At 74.0% G+C, this 16577-nt stretch carries 11 protein-coding genes and 2 pseudogenes; 3 read left to right on the plus strand and 10 right to left on the minus strand.

Annotated elements, in window-relative coordinates; all coding sequences use genetic code 11:
- Positions 1 to 30: 30 nt before the first annotated feature.
- The 3 genes and pseudogenes from ACFV9M_RS04605 to ACFV9M_RS04615 form a co-directional block, all read right to left on the minus strand.
- Positions 31 to 633 carry an RBBP9/YdeN family alpha/beta hydrolase gene (locus tag ACFV9M_RS04605; protein ID WP_385062522.1) on the minus strand — a complete coding sequence of 201 codons (603 nt, stop codon included), beginning with the start codon at positions 631 to 633 and terminating at the stop codon, positions 31 to 33.
- Positions 634 to 817: 184 nt separating this feature from the next.
- Positions 818 to 2059: a 3-phosphoshikimate 1-carboxyvinyltransferase gene (gene aroA / locus ACFV9M_RS04610; RefSeq protein WP_385062520.1), complete on the minus strand. Its 1242-nt coding sequence runs from the start codon at positions 2057 to 2059 to the stop codon at positions 818 to 820.
- A gap of 111 nt (positions 2060 to 2170) precedes the next feature.
- Positions 2171 to 2566 (minus strand): annotated as a pseudogene (locus ACFV9M_RS04615) (EamA family transporter); the annotation flags it as partial.
- 30 nt (positions 2567 to 2596) lie between these two features.
- On the opposite strand from ACFV9M_RS04615, the pseudogene ACFV9M_RS04620 reads away from it, so the two are divergent.
- The 3 genes and pseudogenes from ACFV9M_RS04620 to ACFV9M_RS04630 all read left to right on the plus strand — a co-directional run.
- A pseudogene (locus tag ACFV9M_RS04620) lies at positions 2597 to 3124 on the plus strand (LysR substrate-binding domain-containing protein); the annotation flags it as partial.
- Positions 3125 to 3459: 335 nt separating this feature from the next.
- Positions 3460 to 5454 (plus strand): glycoside hydrolase family 3 protein, encoded by a 1995-nt coding sequence (locus ACFV9M_RS04625; RefSeq protein ID WP_385062518.1) that lies wholly within the window; start codon positions 3460 to 3462, stop codon positions 5452 to 5454.
- Positions 5455 to 5639: 185 nt separating this feature from the next.
- The gene (locus tag ACFV9M_RS04630; protein WP_385062516.1) at positions 5640 to 6641 is read left to right on the plus strand and encodes a LacI family DNA-binding transcriptional regulator; all 1002 of its coding nucleotides are present in this window, start codon (positions 5640 to 5642) and stop codon (positions 6639 to 6641) included.
- A 15-nt stretch (positions 6642 to 6656) separates the two neighbouring features.
- Here the strand turns inward: ACFV9M_RS04630 and ACFV9M_RS04635 are convergent, their stop codons facing one another.
- From ACFV9M_RS04635 to ACFV9M_RS04665, 7 genes are all read right to left on the minus strand, one after another.
- Complete coding sequence (locus ACFV9M_RS04635) at positions 6657 to 7469, minus strand: carbohydrate ABC transporter permease (protein ID WP_385062514.1); 813 nt, start codon at positions 7467 to 7469, stop codon at positions 6657 to 6659.
- Positions 7466 to 8356, minus strand: coding sequence for a carbohydrate ABC transporter permease (locus tag ACFV9M_RS04640; RefSeq protein WP_385062512.1), 891 nt, complete (start codon positions 8354 to 8356; stop codon positions 7466 to 7468). The genes ACFV9M_RS04635 and ACFV9M_RS04640 overlap by 4 nt, the downstream gene beginning before the upstream one ends.
- Positions 8331 to 9632: an ABC transporter substrate-binding protein gene (locus tag ACFV9M_RS04645; protein ID WP_385062510.1), complete on the minus strand. Its 1302-nt coding sequence runs from the start codon at positions 9630 to 9632 to the stop codon at positions 8331 to 8333. The genes ACFV9M_RS04640 and ACFV9M_RS04645 overlap by 26 nt, the downstream gene beginning before the upstream one ends.
- Before the next feature lie 31 nt (positions 9633 to 9663).
- Positions 9664 to 10755 (minus strand): LLM class flavin-dependent oxidoreductase, encoded by a 1092-nt coding sequence (locus ACFV9M_RS04650; RefSeq protein ID WP_385062508.1) that lies wholly within the window; start codon positions 10753 to 10755, stop codon positions 9664 to 9666.
- A gap of 127 nt (positions 10756 to 10882) precedes the next feature.
- Positions 10883 to 10957, minus strand: coding sequence for a putative leader peptide (locus ACFV9M_RS04655; RefSeq protein ID WP_385062605.1), 75 nt, complete (start codon positions 10955 to 10957; stop codon positions 10883 to 10885).
- A gap of 136 nt (positions 10958 to 11093) precedes the next feature.
- Positions 11094 to 12509, minus strand: coding sequence for a S28 family serine protease (locus ACFV9M_RS04660; protein ID WP_385062506.1), 1416 nt, complete (start codon positions 12507 to 12509; stop codon positions 11094 to 11096).
- Between the two features lie 232 nt (positions 12510 to 12741).
- On the minus strand, positions 12742 to 16458 hold the full coding sequence (locus ACFV9M_RS04665) for an ABC transporter ATP-binding protein (RefSeq protein WP_385062504.1): 3717 nt from the start codon (positions 16456 to 16458) through the stop codon (positions 12742 to 12744).
- Positions 16459 to 16577: the final 119 nt, after the last annotated feature.

Below are 16577 nucleotides of genomic sequence, written 5' to 3' on the forward strand. Positions count from 1 at the left end.
CTGGGTTCAGGGGGCTCGCCCACGTCTCCGTCACGCCTCCGCCGTGCGCGTCCTGAACTTCGTGTCCTCGTCCAGGCACCACTCCAGCACCGCCGGCCAGGAGCCGTACCCGGCGTCCAGGTCGAGGTGGGCGGCGCCGGGCAGCGGTTCCGCGGTCAGGGCGAGGAGGTCGCCGTAGGCGGACTGGGCGCCCTCCGGGCAGTACGGGTCGTCGTCGCCGGCGACCAGGCGGGCCGGGGTGGGGAGGGTGAGGGTGTCGAGCGGGGGGAGGGCGAACCCGGCGACCTCCGGGTGGCGGGCGAGGACGGAGGCGGACGGGGGCGCCACCAGCAGGACGCGGTCGACGGCGCCGGTTCCCGGCAGGCCGCGGGCCACGGCGTGCAGCCAGAGCACGGCCGAGAGGCTGTGGGCGATCACGACCCGTTCGCCCCGGGGATCGAGTCCGCCGAGGTGCCGGGCCAGGCTGTCCAGCCAGACCTCCAGGACGGGGTCGTCCGCGTCGGGCAGTTGCGGATAGGTGACGGCGTGGCCGTGTTCGGTCAGCCGGTCGGCGAGCCAGTGCTGCCAGTGGTCCCGGGGGCGGTGGTTCTGCCAGCCGTGGAGGATGAGGTACGAGCGCGCGGTCTCGGTCATGGGCTGCATGATTCCCAGGACCCGCGGCCGAGGTCCAGCCGGTCTCCGCACGGGGGCGTTCGGCAGCCGCGGGACACGGCGGACGGGGGTGCGGCGCGGGGCGAACGGGAGGAGCCGCCGGTAGGCCGACCGTGACCGGAACGCACCGGCGTGCCCGCGAGGACCGGCCCCTCCCACGGGGAACTCACCCGGCGATGTCCTTGCGCACCTGTGCGAACGCCTCGTGGAAACCGGGGAACGTCTTGCGGACGCACCCCGGGTCGTCGAACGAGATACCGGGCGCGCGCAGGCCGGTGACCGCGAAGGACATCACGATGCGGTGGTCGCCGTAGGACGTGATCTCCGTGCCGGGCGCGACCGGACCGGGCTGGATCTCGATCCAGTCGGGGCCCGTGGTCACGGCCACGCCCAGCCGCCGGAGGTTCTCGGCGCAGGCGTCCAGGCGGTCGCACTCCTTCACGCGCGTGTTGGCCACGTCTTCGATCCGGACGGGACCGGACGCGAAGGGGGCGATCGCGGCCAGGGTCGGCATGGTGTCGGAGATGTCCCGCATGGCGACGGTGAGGCCGTTCAGCCCGCCGGTGCCCTTCACCGTCGTGCGGTCGGCCCCGACGGTGACCTGCGCGCCCATCCGCCGCAGGACGTCCACGAAGCCGAGGTCGCCCTGGAGGGCCCCCTTGCCGAGACCGGGCACGGTGACCTCGCCGCCCGGCGTCATGGCGGCCGCCGCGAAGAAGTAGCTCGCCGTCGAGGCGTCCGGCTCGATGGCGTACGTCGTCGCGCGGTAGCCGCCCGGCGGTACGACGAAGACGTCCCCCTCGCGGGCGACCTCCACCCCGAACGCCCGCATCATCGCGATCGTGATCTCGACGTACGGCGCCGACACCAGGTCGGTGACCCTGATGCGCAGGCCGGTGCGGGTCAGCGGGCCGAGCAGGAGCAGGGCGGTCAGGTACTGGGAGGACTGGCCGGCGTCCAGGACGACGTCCCCGCCCTCCACGCCGGCCGCCGCGACGGTCAGCGGGTGGTGGCCCTCCGCCTCCTCGTGCCGCAGGTCGACCCCCAGGTCGCGCAGGGCGCGGGTGAGCGGCAGCAGGGGCCTGCGGCGCATCTGGGGGGAGGCGTCGAAGCGGTAGGTGCCGTGGCCGGCGGCGGCGAGGGTGGGCAGGAAACGGGCGGTGGTGGCGCCGTCACGGCAGTAGACGTCGGCCTCCGCGACCGCCGGGCCCTCGGGGCGGCCGTCGACCCGCCAGGCGTCCGGGGCGCGTCCCACGCGGTAGCCGAGCCGGGTCAGGCCCTCGGCGAAGCCCTCCGTGTCGTCGGAGCGCAGGGGCCGCTGGAGGGTGGTGACACCGTCGGCCGCCGCCGCGAGGAACAGGGCACGGGCGGTGATGGACTTGGAACCGGGAATGTCGACGAGGGCCATGCCCGCCATGATCCCGCGCCCGCGCCACGCCCTGCGGGCGCGTCCACGGGGTGGACGACGTGTCCGGCGCCCCGCCCGGCCGGGTGGGGAGCGGCCGTCACCACCGCCGCGTCACCGCCGCCCCACTTCCGCGGCACTCGCCACCGGCGCCCCGGTCCCGTCGGCCCCGACCGGCCCCTCACCCCCGGCCCCGTCGGCCCCGACCGGCCCCTCACCCCCTGCCCCCCCTGCCCCGTCGGCCCCGTCGGCCCCGACCGGCCCGTCGCCCCCCGCCCCGTCGGCCCCGTCGGCCCCGACCGGCCCGTCGCCCCCGGCTCCCTCCGCCCCTCCGGGGCCACGGCCCCGCCCGGCCGGTGCCAGTGACGTCAGTGCCACGCCGCCCACCAGCAGCGTCGCCGCGCACCAGCGCAGGCCGGTCACCGGCTCGTCGAGGAACAGGGCGGCCGAGGACATGCCGAAGACGGGGACGAGGAGGGAGAAGGGGGCCACCGTCGAGGCCGGGTGGCGGTGGGGCTGGCTGCTCCACCGCCACCCGTCCCGCACCTGTCGGTGCACCTCGTCGCCAAGGGCGTCGTGGACCTGGCCGTGGCGCACGACTGGGACATCGCGCCGCTGCCCGCCCCGGCGGGCGTCGAGCAGGCCGTGATCGGGGACGACCTGTGCGACCTGATCGTCCCCGAGGACCATCCCTTCGCCGGACGGACGGCCGTACGGCGGGAGGAGCTGGGCGGCGAGCGGTGGATCTGCCAGCCGCCGGGCCGGGTCTGCCACGACTGGCTGGTGCGCACCCTGCGCGCGGCCGGGCACGAACCGGACCTGGTCCACCAGGCCGAGGAGAACCCGACCCTGGTCGCCCTGGTCGCCGCCGGCCTCGGCGTCGCCCTCGTCCCCCGGCTCGGACGCGGCCCGCTGCCGCCCGGCGCCGTCGGGGTGCCGCTCGACCCGATGCCCGTACGGCGGCTGTACGCGCTGTGGCGCGCCGGCGCGGCACGGCGGCCGGCGATCGCGGAGACGGTCCGGGTGCTCCGGGAGCGGTGGCCGGAGGTGTCGGCGCACGGGCAGTGAGAGCGCACGGGCGGTGGGCCCGAAGCCGCCGGCGCGGTCCGGGAGGCCACCCCACCGGCCCCGTCCGTCCCTCCCCGTCGCTCCCGCCCCGACTTCCCGGGATCCCGGTGCGAACGGGAACCCCGGCCGCCCCCCGCTCGTCCAACCCGCAAGCTGTCGGAGAGTCACCTCGGTGCGGTGTCGGCCCTCGCTGCTGGCTGCGATCGCTGACCACCCTCTCCGCCGTACCGCGGCCGGCAGCACGCCGCCATCGGCGCGCCCCCCTCCAATGCGCCGATGGCGGCCCCTCGGGCGGGTACCGTGCGCCACCGGAACCGTTTCCGGAAGGAGCGCCCATGCCCTCCAGACGCATGCCCTCCAGACGTACCGTCCTCGCCGCCACCGCCGGTCTCACCGCGGCCCTCACCGCGAGCGGGACCGCCCACGCGGACGACCGCCGCCTGCGCGCCCTGGTCTCCCGGATGACCCTGGAGGAGAAGGTCGGCCAGGTCTTCGTCAGCCGCGTGCACGGCCACTCGGCGACCGCCCCCGACCAGGCCGACGCCGACGCCAACCTCAGGGAGCTGGGCGTCCGGACGGCGGCCGAGCTGGTCGCCCGTTACCGCGTCGGCGGGATCATCTACTTCACCTGGGCGCACAACACCCGCGACCCCCGGCAGATCGCCGCCCTCTCCGACGGCATCCAGCGGGCCGCGCTGGAGCAGCCGCGCGGGCTGCCGGTGCTGGTCTCCACCGACCAGGAGCACGGGATCGTGTGCCGCATCGGCAGGCCCGCCACTCTCTTCCCGGGCGCGATGGCGATCGGAGCGGGTGAGCGGGGACGCGAGGCGCTCCCCCGGGCGGACGCCGACACGGCACGGACGGACGCCGGTGCGGCACGGACGGACGCCGGTGCGGCACGGACGGACGCCGGTCCGGCACGGACGGACGCCGGTCCGGCACGGACGGACGCCGGTCCGGCACGGACGGACGCCGACACCGCACGGACGGACGCCGGTGCGGGCGCCGACGCCCGTGCCCTCGGCCGCCTCGCGGGACGTGAGCTGCGGGCCATGGGCGTCCACCAGAACTACTCCCCCGTCGCCGACGTGAACGTCGACCCGGCCAACCCGGTCATCGGCGTCCGCTCCTTCGGCGCCGATCCGCAGGCGGTGGCCGCGCTGACGGCGGCGGAGATCGACGGCTACCGGTCGGCCGGGGTCGCGGCGACCGCCAAGCACTTCCCCGGGCACGGCGACACCGCCGTCGACAGTCACCACGGCTTCCCCGTCATCACCCACTCCCGCCAGATGTGGGAGGAGCTGGACGCGGTGCCGTTCCGGGCGGCGATCGCGGCCGGCGTGGACGCGGTCATGACCGCGCACATCCTGCACCCGGCCCTCGACGACTCGGGCGACCCGGCCACCCTCTCCCCCGCGGTCGTCACCGGCCTGCTCCGTGAGCGGCTCGGCTTCGACGGGGTCGTGGTCACCGACGCGCTCGACATGGCGGGCGTCCGCACGAAGTACGGCGACGACCGGGTGCCCGTGCTCGCGCTGAAGGCGGGCGTCGACCAGCTCCTCAACCCGCCCGACCTGGACGTCGCCTGGAACGCCGTCCTGAGGGCCGTACGGGAGGGGGAGCTGACCGAGGAGCGGCTGGAGGAGTCGGTCCTGCGGATCCTGCGCCTGAAGGACAGGCTCGGCCTGCTCACCGACCCGTACACCGACCCGGACGTCGTCGCGCGCACCGTCGGCGCGCCCGCCCACCTCGCGGCGGCCGACCGCATCGCCGAGCGGACGACGACCCTGCTCGTCAACGACGGCCCGCTGCTGCCCCTCTCCCCGGGGACCCACCCCCGGATCCTGGTCACCGGCGCCGATCCGGCCTCCCCCTCGGGCACCACGGGCCCGCCCACCGCCGTCCTCGCCGCCGCCCTCACCGGCCTCGGCTTCACGGCGACCGCCCTGTCCACGGGCACGGCCCCGTCCGACGCGGCCGTCGAACGGGCCGTGTCGGCGGCGGGCGGCGCGGACGCGGTGGTGGTGGGGACGTACGACGTCACCGCGACGAGCCCGCAGCGGACGCTGGTGGAGCGGCTGCTGGCGACCGGGCGGCCGGTGGTGGCCGTGGCGCTCCGCAACCCGTACGACGTGGCCCACCTGCCCTCCGTACGGGCCTGGCTGGCCGCCTACTCGTGGACCGACGTCGAACTGCGGGCCGCCGCCCGGGTGATCGCGGGAGCCGTGCGGCCGTGCGGGGCGCTGCCGGTGCCGGTGCGGCGGGCGGACGATCCGGCGCGGGTGCTGTATCCGATCGGCCACGGCCTGACGTACCCGCCCCACGCCTGACACCGGGCGGCACACCGGCCGTACCCGGCCCACGCCTGACACGGGCGGCACACCGGCCGTACCCGGCCCCGGACGGTGTCCGCCGCGCTCCCTGCCCCCCGGCGGACACCCGTCGTGTGAACGCCTGATGTCGTCCGGGCCCGAGACGGGGGCGGTGAGCGCGGGCGCGGCCGTAAGGTGGGCCGATGCGTGCGGGGATCGGGCTCAGGGAGGTGGCGCAGCGCGCCGGGGTGTCCATGCGGACCGTCTCCAACGTGGTCCGCGGCACCGGGCGTTTCTCCGAGGCCACGCAGGTGCGGGTGCTGCGGGCGGTCGAGGAGCTGGGCTACCGGCCCAACACCGCCGCTCGGCGGCTGCGCACCGGCCGCAGCGGGGTGCTGCTGCTCGCCGTGCCCGAGCTGACCATGCCGTACTTCGCCGAGCTCGCCGGGCATCTGCTGCGGGAGGCGGCCGAGCACGGCTGCATACTGCTGGTGGAGGCCACCGGGGGCGATCCGGAGGTCGAGCTGGAGATCGCGCTCGGCCGGACCGATCCGCTGGTGGACGGGGTGATCCTCAGCCCGCTCGCGCTGGACGACCGGGCCGCCGCCCGGGCCGGAACGACCGCGCCGGTCGTGCTGCTCGGCGAACGGGTGCACGACCTGCCCTGCCCGCACGTCACCATCGACAACACCGGCGCGGCCCGGGCGGCGACGGTCCACCTGCTGGCCCGCGGGCGCCGCCGGATCGCGGTGATCGGCCGCCAGACCGTGCCGCACGCGGCGACCTCGGCGACCCGCATGGCCGGCTACCGGCAGGCTTTGGAGCAGGCCGGCCTGCGCTACGACGAGGAACTCGCGCCGCCCGTCGCCGCCTACCACCGGGCCGACGGCGCCGCCGCGACCCGCCTCCTGCTCGACCTGCCCGAGCCGCCCGACGCGGTGTTCTGCTTCGCCGACGCCCTCGCCCAGGGCGTCCTGCACGCCGCGCGGGAACGGGGACTGACCGTGCCGGACGACCTCGCGGTCGTCGGGTTCGACGATGTCGAGGAGGCCCGCTACACCGCTCCCCCGCTCACCACCGTCGCCCCGGACAAGCCGGAGCTGGCCCGGCTGGCGGTGTCCGCGCTGCTGGACCGGATCGGGGGCCGGGCGGCGCCGCCGGTGCTGCCGGCCGGGCACCGGCTGGTCGTACGGGACAGCTCCTAGAACCGCGCGTACGGTCTAGCCCCGTACCGCCCCCGCCGTCAGCCCCGACACGAAGTGGCGTTGGAGCAGGACGTACACCACGACCACCGGGGCCGAGGCGATGACGACGCCGGCGAACAGCAGCGGGTACTGGGTGAGGAACTCGCCCTGGAAGTCCAGCAGGGCCAGCGGGAGCGTGCGGTGCTCCGCGGAGCGGACGAACAGCAGCGGGTAGAGCAGGTCGTTCCAGTCCATGACGAACAGGAAGATGGCGGTGGTGGCGAGGGCGGGGCGGGTGAGGGGCAGGGCGATCGAGCGGAAGGCCCTCAAGGGGCCCGCGCCGTCCAGTTCGGCCGCCTCGTACAGCTCCTGGGGGATCGAGCGCAGGAAGCCGCCCAGGATGAACACGGCCGTCGGCAGGGTCATCGTCGTGTCCACCAGGACCAGGCCGAGCAGGCTGTCGGTGAGGCCGAGGCGGTCGAAGAGGACGTACTGCGGGACGATCGCCGCCTGCGCCGGGACGGCCAGGCCCGCCACCAGCACACCGAAGACGATCCAGCCGGCGCGGCCCGGCACCCGCGCGCAGAAGAACGCGGCCGGGCTCGCCACGGCGAGGGTCAGCGCGACCGCGCCCGCCGTGACGGCCAGGCTGTTGACGAAGGCCGGTCCGAGGCCGCCCTCGTCGACCGCGCGGCGGTAGTTGTCGAGGGTCGGCGAGGACGGCGGCGACAGCGGGGAGTCGAAGAGCTGCGGCAGGGTCTTGAAGGTGCCGAACAGCACGACCAGCAGCGGGAGGACGACGGCGCCGGCGCCCAGGGTGAGGACGGCGATCCGCAGGGTCTTGGTCATGTGGCCCTCCGCAGCGTCCGCCGCTGCACCCAGGTGAGCAACGCGATCAGCGCCATGAACACCAGGGACTGGGCGGCCGCGTAGCCGAACTGGTTGTTGGAGAAGGTCGTGTAGACCCGGGTGGAGAGCAGGTCGAGGGCGGGTCCGGGAGGGTTGCCGCCCAGGCCCAGCACCAGGTCGAAGGCCTTGAAGGACTGCACGGTGGTGTAGGCGACGACGATGCCCGTGGCGGGCGCCACCAACGGCCAGGTCACGTACCGGAAGCGGGCCCAGCGGCCGGCCCCGTCCAGCTCGGCCGCCTCGTACAGCTCCCGCGGGATCGCCTGGAGCCCGGCGACGAAGACGACCATCATCTGGCCCGCGTGGAACCAGACCTGGGTGAGCGCCAGCCAGAACACGGCGGTGTCCGGGTCGCCCAGGTACACGGACTGCCAGGAGTCCAGCCCGACCGCTCTGAGCGCCGAGTTGAGCAGCCCGCCGTCCGGGTCGTACACGAACCGCCACACGAAGGCCACCGCCACCGAGGACAGCACGGTGGGCAGGAAGAACAGCGCCCTCAGCAGGGTCGACGCCTTCGTCGTGCGGACCAGGTACAGGGCCAGGAGCAGCGCCAGGGCCGTCTGGGCGAGGACGACGGTGACCGTCAGCTTGAGGTTGTTCTCGGCCGCGTTGCGGAACACGTCGTCGCCGGTGGCGAGTTCGGTGAAGTTGCGCAGGCCCACGTCGTGGTAGCCGGCGCTGTAGCCGTCCCAGTCCGTCAGCGCGTACTGCACCGCCTGGACGGTGGGGTAGGCGAAGAAGAACAGGTAGAGGGCGAGCGCGGGCACCGGGAAGAACCACAGTGCCCGCGCCGCGCGCCGGCTACGACCGCTTCTGGTCGATGACACGCTGGGCCTCCTCGGCCGCCTGGGCCGGCTTCTTGCCGCCGACGACCGCGACGGTCGTGTTCTCGACCGCCGTGCGGATGTCGAGGTTCAGGAACTGGAAGCGCGGGGCGAGCAGGGTCTTCCGGGTCAGCCAGGGCGCGACGGCCTTGAGGTCGGTGTTGGTGTACTCGACGCCCTGGACGGTGACGTGCTGGCCGGTGCCGTTGGCGTAGGTGCCGGCGTTGGCCGGGTCGCTGAGGAACTCCAGGAAGGCGTAGGCGGCCGGCTGCACCGTGGACGCGCTGTTCACCCCGAGGACGAAGGTGGTGTTGAAGACGCCCTCGTACTTCGCCTGCGCGGCCGTGGTGGTGATCGGGGCGACGAGGTCGAAGGGGAACGTCGCGCCGAGCGCGCGCACCCCGGCCATCTGGAAGGAGCCGGTGGCCAGCAGACCCGCCCTGCCCTGGGCGAAGAGCTGGGCGACGGCGTCGGTGGTGGAGCCGGTGGCGCGGGCCTGGAGGTACGGGGTCAGCTCGGCGTACTGCTCCAGCGTCTTGACGAACCAGTCGTCGGTGACCTTGTACGCGCCCGACTCGATCTTCGCGAAGGCGTCGTCGGAGGGCGCGTTGTTCATGACCATGGTGTTGAGCAGCTGGCCCGCGTTGGCCGAGTCGCCGCCCGGCCAGGCGAGCGGGGTGTAGCCCTTGGCCTTCAGGTCGTCCAGGAGCTGGAGGAAGCCGTCCCAGTCCTTCGGGGCGCTGCCGTGGCCGGCCTTGTCGAGGGCGTCGGTGTTGGCGAGCGGCATGTTGAAGACGAGCTGGTAGGGCAGCCCGTACTGGACGCCCTGGGCGGCGCCCGGTCCGATCAGGCTCGCCTGGTAGCGGGCGAGGACACCGGTGCCGGTCAGCGGGGCGTACACGCCCGCCTTGACCATCTGTTCGAACTGGGCGCCCCGGAACGCGGTGAACAGGTCTCCGGTCTTCGATCCCTGGATGCGGCGCAGGGCGGTGGACTGGTAGTCGGCGGACGGGGAGATGTCCTGCTCGACGCCCGCGTCCGGGTACTTCTTCACGAACGCCTCGATCAGGCCGGCGAGGACCGCCTTGTCCTCGGCCCGCCAGTGGGCGAAGGAGACGGTGCCCTTCGGGGTGCCGGAGGTGGCGAGGGCGGAGGGGGAGGCGCTGGAGGCCGTGGATCCGGAGCCCGAGCCCGGTCCGGCGCACGCGGCGGCGGCGAGGCCGAGTCCGGCGGCGCCGAACAGGCGGAGGGCGGCTCTTCTGTCGAGGTACGAGGGCATGGCGGGGTCCTTGCGTCGGGGTGAACGGGGATCAGGCGGCGACGAGGTGACGGCTGAGCAGCGGGCGGACGCACTCGCCGAAGCGGATCGCCTCCTCCAGGTGCGGCTGGCCGGAGAGGATGAAGTGCTCGATGCCGAGGGAGGCGTACTCCTCGATGCGCTCGGCGACCTGCTCGTGGCTGCCGACCAGGGCGGTGCCGGCGCCGGGGCGGACCAGGCCGAAGCCGGCCCACAGGTTGGGGTGGATCTCCAGGCGGTCGGTGCGGCCGCCGCTGAGCGCGGCCATCGCGCGCTGCCCGGCCGACTCGGAGGCGGCGAACCGCTCGTGCGCGGCGCTGATCGCCGCCGGGTCGAGGGTCTCCAGGATGCGGTCGGCCTCCGCCCACGCCTCCTTGGCGGTGTCCCGGCTGATGACGTGCAGCCGGATCCCGTACGACAGCTCCCGGCCCTGGGCGGCGGCGAGTTCACGCACCCGGGCGATCTTCCTCGCGACCGCCGCCGGGGGTTCGCCCCAGGTGAGGTACGTGTCCGCGTGGCGGGCGGCGACGGGCAGCGCGGCGTCCGACGACCCGCCGAAGAAGACGGGCGGGCGGGTCAGCGGCGGCCGGCGCAGACGTCCGCCCGCGACCCGGTAGTGGGCGCCCTCGAAGTCGTACGGCTCGCCCGTCCACGCGGTGCGCAGCAGGTGGAGGAACTCGTCGGTGCGGGCGTAGCGCTCGTCGTGGCCGAGGAAGTCGCCGTAGGCGCGCTGCTCGTCGGCGTCGGAGCCGGTGACGATGTTCAACAACAGGCGTCCGCCGGACAGGCGTTGGTAGGTGGCGGCCATCTGGGCGGCGAGCGGCGGGGCGATGACGCCGGGGCGGAAGGCGACCAGGAACTTCAGACGGGTGGTCTGGGGGACGAGGGCGGCGGTGGTGAGCCAGGAGTCCTCGCAGTCGCTGCCGGTCGGGGTCAGGACGGCCTCGAACCCGGCGGACTCGGCGGCCCGCGCGACCTGGGCGAGGTAGTCGAGTGTGGGCGGGCGGGCCGTGGAGCGGGACTGGAGGGAGTCGCGGGCGGTCACGCCGACGACGGTGCGGTCGTCGCCGGTGGTGGGCAGGAACCAGTGCGTACGCACGGTCATGGAGCTCTCCAGCGGGAGAAGGTGCAACGTTGCATCACGCCGACGGGAGGACGTCCCGGGCGCGGCTCAGCACAGGAGGGAGGAGAAGGAGGAGGAAGGGAAAGGCGCCGGTGGGAGGGCGCGCGGGTCAGCTACACAGCGCGGTGGCGACCCTGAGCAGGTCGACGTGCGCGCGCTTCACGAGCTCGACACCGGATTCCATGGGCCGGGACTATACACACCGTCGGCCGATGACACGACGGCCGACCGGCATGCGAGCCGGCCGGCCGTCGTGGGCAGTCGTCGTGGGCAGTGGTCGCGGTCAGCGGTCGTGGTCAGCGGTCGTGGTCAGCGGGAGGTCACGGCCGCAGCGCGGGCTCGCGTTCCACGTCCCGCGCGTCCAGCTTCGCGTCGAACGCCGCCAGCGGCTGGGCCCGTTCGACGGCGGAGGGCGAGACGCCGGCCCACTCCAGGATGCGGGCGGTGGCGAGGGCCTTCTCCTCGGGGACGAGGCCGGCGACGTTCGCGCCGTGGTTCATGCCGGGCGCCGTGAGGACGTACGAGTCCTCGGCGCCCTTGCCGAGACGGAACGGCTCGGCGCCCCACGGGTCGTTCTGGCCGTAGACGAAGAGCATGTGGCGGGCGTTGTGCCGCACCCAGGTGTCGACGTCGCGCATCGCCCGCGGCTGGAAGCTCATCGGGATGTCGCGGGGGACGAAGGCGCGCGGGGGCTGGTAGCCGTAGCGGATGTACTCCTTCTCGATGTGCGGGAAGTGGATGGTGGGGGCGCCGAGTTGGGTGCCCGCCTGGTAGTAGTACGGCGTGTACGGCGACAGGCCCTGGTCGGTGTAGAAGGAGAACCCGGAGATCGTGTCGATCGAGGTCCAGATCTCGTCGTCGGTCGCGCGCCCGGCGTCCGCCGGGATCGTGTCGCAGTCCGACAGCAGGCTGTACTGCCAGAAGCCCCAGACGTAGTCGAGGACGACGGCCTCGTAGGCGCGGTCGAGGCTGCCGACGGTTGCGAAGGTGAAGCCCTCGGCCGCGGCGTACGCGGCGTACCTGCGCTCCAGGGGTTCGCGGCGCACGAGTGCCTCGCGCTGCACGGCCTCGAGGCGGTCGCGGCACTCCTCGGTGCCGACGCCGGCGAAGAAGCGGTCGTAGGCCGAGTCCTCGGTGTCGACGACGTCGTTGGGGGCGACGTACGCGACGACGCCGTCCATGTCGTCGGGGTAGAAGCGCTCGTAGTAGGTGGCGGTCATGCCGCCCTTGGAGCCGCCCGTGGAGATCCAGTTCTCGGGGTAGACGCTCTTCAGCGCCCGGAAGACGCGGTGCTGGTCGCTCGCGGCCTGCCAGATGTCCAGCTTGGACCAGTCGGCGGGGTCGGGGCGGGAGGGGGTGAAGAAGCGGTACTCCATGGAGACCTGGTTGCCGTCCACGATCTGGGTGGGCTCGCGGCGGCTGGGCGTGGTGGAGACGTGGTAGCCGCCGGTGTAGAAGACCGTCGGGCGGCTGACGTCCTTGTGCAGCACGGTGATCCGCTGCTGGAAGGTGCCCGCGGAGGGGCGCCGGTGGTCGATCGGCTGGGTGTAGGTCAGGACGAAGTAGCGGTAGCCGGGGTACGGCTTCTCCTCGGTCAGGCTCATGCCCGGTACGGAGAGCAGCCGGTCCTTGATGTCCGTGGCGTCCGGCACGGCGGCGGTGGCCGCCCCGGCCGTGCCGCTCAGCGTGCCGATGAGCACGGTGAGCGCCAGCAGCCATCTCAGCGCGATGCGCATGCGCGTACACCCTTCCCTGTGAGACAGATGTGCGCCGGAAGCTATCGGAGCAACACCCTTCACACCAGAGGGGGTTGACGCGTGCGCCGGTCAGCGCGTCAGTACGTCAGCGCTTCAGTACGTCAGCGCGTCAGTACGTCAGCACAGGAGCCAGCCCGAGCCGACCGAGGCGCGCCCGGCCGAGCCGTGCGGACGCACGGCGTACGCCGGATGGTCGCGGACCCGGGCGCCGTCAGAGCGCCGTGCCGACGGGCTCCCCCACGAAGGTCCGCCACAGCCGCGCGTACCGGCCGCCCCGGGCCAGCAGTTCCTCGTGCGTGCCGTCCTCGGCGATCCGGCCGCGGTCCATCACCACCACCCGGTCGGCGCGGGCCGCGGTGGTCAGGCGGTGGGCGACGACGAGGGTCGTGCGGCGGCCCGCGAGGCGGTCGGTGGCCTGGTTGACCTGGGCCTCGGTCGCCAGGTCCAGGGCGGCCGTGGCCTCGTCCAGCAGCAGGACGTCGGGGTCGACGAGTTCGGCGCGGGCCAGCGCGATCAGCTGGCGCTGCCCCGCCGAGAGGTTGCGGCCCCGCTCGGCGACCTCGTGGAGGTAGCCGCCCTCCAGCGTCGCGATCATCTCGTGCGCGCCGACCGCGCGGGCGGCCGCCTCCACCTCGGCGTCGGTGGCGTCGGGGCGGCCGTAGGCGATGGCGTCGCGGACGGTGCCGGGGAAGAGGTACGCCTCCTGCGGGACGACGCCCAGGCGGTGGCGGTACGACGTGAGGTCGAGGCGGCGCAGGTCACGGCCGTCGACCAGCACCCGCCCGGAGGCGGGGTCGTAGAAGCGGGCCACCAGCTTCACCAGGGTCGACTTGCCCGCGCCGGTCTCCCCCACGAACGCGACGGTCTGACCGGCGGGGATCCGCAGCTCGATCCCGGTCAGCGCCTCCTCGGGCCCGTCGGCGGAGCCGTACCGGAAGTGCACGTCCTCGAAGACGATCTCGCCGCGCAGGGAGGTGACCTCCAGCGGGTCGTCGGCGGACCGCGTGGACGTCGGCACCCGCAGCAGCTCCTGGATGCGGCCCAGCGAGACCGTGGCCTGCTGGTAGCCGTCGAAGACCTGGGAGAGCTGCTGGACGGGGGCGAAGAACAGGTCGATGTACAGCAGGTACGCCACCAGCGCGCCCGTCGTCAGGGTCGCCGCGTCGACCCGGCCCGCGCCCGCGATCAGGACGCCCGCCGCGGCCAGCGACGACAGGAACTGCACGAACGGGAAGTAGACCGAGATCAGCCGCTGGCCCCGGATCCGTGCCCTGCGGTAGCTGTCGCTGCGCTCGGCGAACCGGCGCCCGCCGTCCCGCTCGCGCCGGAAGGCCTGCACGATCCGCAGCCCGGCCACCGACTCCTGGAGGTCGGCGTTGACCGCCGAGACCCGTTCCCGGGCGAGTTCGTACGCCTTCACGCTGGCCCGGCGGAAGAAGTACGTGGCGACGACGAGCGGGGGCAGCGTCGCGAAGACGACGAGGGCGAGCTGGAGGTCGATCACCAGCAGGGCGGCCATGATGCCGAAGAAGGTGACGACCGAGACGAACGCGGTGACCAGGCCGGTCTGGAGGAACGTCGACAGCGCGTCGACGTCCGTCGTCATCCGCGTCATGATCCGGCCGGTCAGCTCCCGCTCGTAGTAGTCGAGGCCGAGCCGCTGGAGCTGGGCGAAGATCTTCAGGCGCAGCGTGTACAGGACCCGTTCGCCGGTGCGGCCGGTCATCCGGATCTCGCCGGTCTGCGCGGCCCACTGCACCAGGACGGCGAGCAGCGCCAGCAGGGACGCCGCCCAGACGGCGGCCGTCGCCGCGCGGGTGACGCCGTCGTCGATGCCGTGCCGGATCATCACCGGCAGCAGCAGGCCCATGCCCGCGTCGACGGCGACGAGGCCGAGGCTGACCAGGAGGGGCCGGCCGAAGCCGCGCAGGAGGCGGCGCAGGCCGTAGGAGTCCTCGGGGGTGACCGCGCGGAGCTCGTCGACGTCGGGGGTGTCGGTCGCGGGCGGGAGGGCGTCGACCCGGGCGAGGAGCTCCGGGGTGGCCGGTGTGCCGGACAGGGCCGTGTCCTTCGGCGCGCGGTCGCCGGTCCACAGGCGGGGGGTGACGCCGCGCTCGGCGTCGAACTCGGCGTCCAGCTCGTCCCGGACGGAGGTGTCCTCGCGGGGCGCGGCGGGCCGGGCGTGTCCGGGCGAGACGCCGCCCAGCTCGTCGGGGTCGGTGAGGAGGCGGCGGTAGAGCGCCGACCGCTCCTGGAGCTCCTCGTGGGTGCCGAGGTCGGCGAGCCGGCCGCCGTCCAGGACGGCGATGCGGTCGGCGAGGTTGAGGGTGGAGCGGCGGTGGGCGATCAGGAGGGTGGTGCGGCCCTCCATGACGCGGGCGAGGGCCTCGTGGATCTCGTGTTCGACGCGGGCGTCGACCGCCGAGGTCGCGTCGTCGAGGACGAGCAGGCGCGGGTCGGTGAGGAGGGCCCGGGCGAGGGCGATGCGCTGGCGCTGGCCGCCGGAGAGGGTCAGGCCCTGCTCGCCGACCTCGGTGGCGTAGCCCTCGGGCAGCTCGGCGATGAACCGGTCGGCCTGGGCGGCGCGGGCCGCCGCCTCGATCTCCTCGTCGGTGGCGTCGGGGCGGCCGTAGGCGATGTTGGCGCGGACGGTGTCCGAGAAGAGGAACGAGTCCTCGGGCACGAGGCCGATCGCGGCCCGCAGGGAGTCGAGGGTGAGCTCGCGGACGTCGTGGCCGCCGACGAGGACGGCGCCCTTGCCCACGTCGTAGAAGCGCGGCAGGAGCAGGGAGACCGTGGACTTGCCGGAGCCGGAGGCGCCGACCAGGGCGAGGGTCTCGCCGGCGCGGATCTCGAAGGTGAGCCCCTCCAGGACCGGGCCGGAGGCGCCCTCGTAGGCGAAGGAGACGTCGTCGAACTCGACGGTCGCGGGGGCGTCGGCCGGCAGTTCCTTGGTGCCGTCCCTCAGCGAGGGCTCGGTGTCGATCAGCTCCAGGACGCGTTCGGTGCCGGCGCGGGCCTGCTGGCCGACGGTGAGGACCATGGCGAGCATGCGGACCGGGCCGACGAGCTGGGCGAGGTAGGTGGAGAAGGCGACGAACGTGCCGAGCGTGACGTGCCCGCGGACGGCGAGCCAGCCGCCGAGCGCGAGCATCGCGACCTGGCCGAGGGCGGGCACGGCCTGGAGGGCCGGGGTGTAGCGGGCGTTCAGCCGGATCGTGCGCAGACGGCCCGCGAAGAGCCGGCGGCCGACCTCCCGCAGCTTCCCGGTCTCCTGCTCCTCCTGCCCGAACCCCTTCACCACCCGGACCCCGGTGACCGCGCCGTCGACCACGCCCGCGACGGCGGCGGCCTGGGCCTGCGCGTACCAGGTGGCGGGGTGGAGTCTGGTCCGGCTGCGGCGGGCGATCCACCACAGGGCGGGGGCTACGGCGAGCGCGACCAGGGTGAGCGGCGGGGACAGCCACGCCATGATCACCAGGGAGATCAGGAAGAGCAGGACGTTCCCGATGGTCATCGGGAGCATGAAGAGCAGGCCCTGGATGAGCTGGAGGTCGCTGGTGGCGCGGCCGACGACCTGGCCGGTGGACAGCTCGTCCTGACGGCGCCCGTCGAGCCGGGTGATCGTCCCGTACATGTCGGTGCGCAGGTCGTGCTGGACGTCGAGGGCGAGCCGTCCGCCGTAGAAGCGGCGGACGTAGGTGAGGGCGTAGACGGCCAGGGCCGCGCCGATCAGGGCACCGGCCCAGGGGGCCATGGCGCGGCTGTGGTCGCCGATCACGTCATCGATGATCACCTTGGTGAACAGCGGCACCACGGCCATGACGGCCATGCCGGCGAGGGAGGAGCCCAGGGCGAGGACGACGTCCGCCGGATGGCGCCAGGCGTAACCGGCCAGTCGTCGTGCCCATCCCCGTTGCGCCGCCACGCCGGTGCCTTCCGTTCGTCCTGATCTTCCAGAAGGCACCAACGTGGACGGAAGCGGATTTCATCCCTCCGCAACAATTCGGGGGGACGGGAACCGGGGGAGGTCGGGTCGGGGTGGGG

This window comes from Streptomyces sp. NPDC059895 (assembly GCF_042731035.1).
In the GTDB taxonomy this organism is placed as follows: Bacteria; Actinomycetota; Actinomycetes; order Streptomycetales; family Streptomycetaceae; genus Streptomyces.